Source organism: Micromonospora maritima, assembly GCF_902825405.1.
GTDB classification, from domain to species: Bacteria; Actinomycetota; Actinomycetes; order Mycobacteriales; family Micromonosporaceae; genus Micromonospora; species Micromonospora maritima.
The window spans coordinates 1-2,117 of record NZ_CADEAU010000726.1 but is presented as its reverse complement, the minus strand read 5'-3'; the positions used below and the strand labels follow the sequence as shown (position 1 = coordinate 2,117).

The window sequence follows — 2,117 nt, the reverse complement described above, 5'->3', positions numbered from 1 at the left end:
GCCCGCGCCCGCCGGCGCCGGCACGGACGCGGCGAGCGCCCGCGCGACGTCCTGCTCGGTACGGACCCCGCCCGCGGTACCGCCGATGTCCGCGCCCACCAGGTCGACGGCGGCCATCCCGACGAGCGTGGCCGCGGCGGTGGTGGCCAACCAGCCGGTGACGGCGAGCAGCGAACGTCGGTCCATGCACCGAGTGTGCCCCGCCCCCGGGTTGGGCGGGTCGTTCGGCGAGGCTAACGTCCGGTTAAGGGGCGCGGTACCCGGCCCGTGCGCGGGCTAACCTGCCCTCGTGGCGCGCCTGCTGCTCGTCGAGGACGACCTGACCATCCGTACCCCGCTGCTGCGCGCCCTGCGCGAGTACGGCCACGCGGTCGCGGCCGCGTCGACCGCCCTGGACGGGCTGCGGGACGCGCTGGACGACCGACCCGACCTGGTGGTGCTCGACCTCGGACTGCCCGACCTGGACGGTGCCGAGATGCTGCGCATGCTGCGGGCGGTCAGCGCGGTGCCGGTCGTGGTGGCGACCGCCCGCGACGACGAGGCCGGCATCGTCCGCCTGCTCGACGCGGGCGCGGACGACTACCTGGTGAAGCCGTTCACCGCCGCGCAGCTCGACGCGCGGATACGCGCGGTGCTGCGCCGCTCGGCCGCCGGAGGGACGCCGGAGGCGGCGCTGGTGGTCGGCGGGCTGCGGATCGACGCGCGCGCCCGCCGGGTCACGCTGGACGGGGCGCCGGTCGAGCTGACGCCGCGCGAGTTCGACCTGCTGCACCACCTGGCCGGCCGCCCCGGGCAGGTGGTCACCAAGCGCGAGCTGCTGACCGAGGTGTGGCGGATCCCGTACGGCGGCGCCGACAAGACGGTCGACGTGCACCTGTCCTGGCTGCGCCGCAAGTTGGGCGAGAGCGCCCAGCGGCCGCGCTACCTGCACACCGTGCGCGGGGTCGGGGTGCGGCTCGACGTGCCGGGAGCCGACAGGTGAGGGGCCGACTGACGCTGCTGGTCGCGGCCGTCGGCGCGCTCGTCATGATCGCGTTCCTGGTGCCGCTGGCCGTCCTGGTGCGTACCGTCGCCGCGGACCGGGCGACCACCCGCGCGACCGCCGACGTGCAGCGTCTGGTCCCGCTGGTCGGCACCGCCGATCCCGAGACCATCCGGTCCACGGTGGACCAGCTCGGTGCCGACACCGGTCGCGACGTGAGCGTCTTCCTGGCCGACGGCACCGTGCTCGGCACGCCGGCGTCCCGGACCCCGACGGTCGTGCTGGCCGCGCGGGGCGAGAGCCTCACCGTCGAGTCCGTCGCCGGGCGGGAGGTGGTCGTCGCGGTGCAGGGCCGTCCGGAGGGGACCGGAGTGATCCGCACCGTCGTGCCCCGGGACGAGCTGACCGCCGGGGTCACCCGGGCCTGGCTGGTGCTGGCGCTGCTCGGCGCGCTCCTGGTGCTGGTCGGCCTCGTCGTCGCCGACCGGCTGGCCGGCTCCCTGGTGCGGCCGATCTCCGCGTTGTCCGCCGTCTCCCACCGGCTCGCCAACGCCGAACTCGACGCCCGCGTCGAGCCGGCCGGCCCGGCCGAGCTGCGGGAGGTCGCGGGCGCGCTGAACCACCTCGCCGAACGGATCCAGGTCCTGCTGCGCGAGGAACGCGAGCAGGTGGCCGATCTGTCGCACCGGCTGCGTACCCCGCTGACGGCGTTGCGGTTGGAGGCCGAGTCGCTGCGCGACCCGGACGACGCGGCCCGGCTGACCACCGCCGTGGACGGGCTGGAACGCGCCGTGACCGGGGTGATCCGGCAGGCCCGGTGGCGCAGCACGGCGTCCGCCGGCGGCAGCTGCGACGCGGCGGCGGTGGTCGGCGAGCGGGTGACGTTCTGGTCGGTGCTCGCGGAGGACACCGGTCGGACGCTGACGGTCGACCTCGCGCCCGGGCCGCTGCCGGTCCGGCTCAGCGGCGACGAGCTGGCCGCCGCGGTGGACGCGTTGCTGGGCAACGTCTTCGCCCACACCCCGGACGGCACCCCGTTCGATGTACGGCTCGCGGCGCGGGCGGACGAGGTGACGCTCACCGTGGCCGACGCCGGCCCGGGCCTGCCTCCCGGCTCGCGGCGCAGGGGCGCCAG

2 protein-coding genes and 1 pseudogene are annotated in these 2,117 nt (G+C 76.5%); 2 read left to right on the top strand and 1 reads right to left on the bottom strand.

The features are described from left to right. Positions 1–186 (bottom strand): annotated as a pseudogene (locus HUW36_RS31565) (septum formation initiator); the annotation flags it as partial. Positions 187–289: 103 nt separating this feature from the next. On the opposite strand from HUW36_RS31565, the gene HUW36_RS31560 reads away from it, so the two are divergent. Both HUW36_RS31560 and HUW36_RS31555 read left to right on the top strand, forming a co-directional pair. Continuing rightward, positions 290–982 carry a response regulator transcription factor gene (locus HUW36_RS31560; protein WP_174531411.1) on the top strand — a complete coding sequence of 231 codons (693 nt, stop codon included), beginning with the start codon at positions 290–292 and terminating at the stop codon, positions 980–982. Next, positions 979–2,117: HAMP domain-containing sensor histidine kinase (locus HUW36_RS31555; RefSeq protein ID WP_174531410.1), on the top strand; the 1,139-nt coding region annotated here is incomplete at its 3' end. The genes HUW36_RS31560 and HUW36_RS31555, both read left to right, overlap by 4 nt.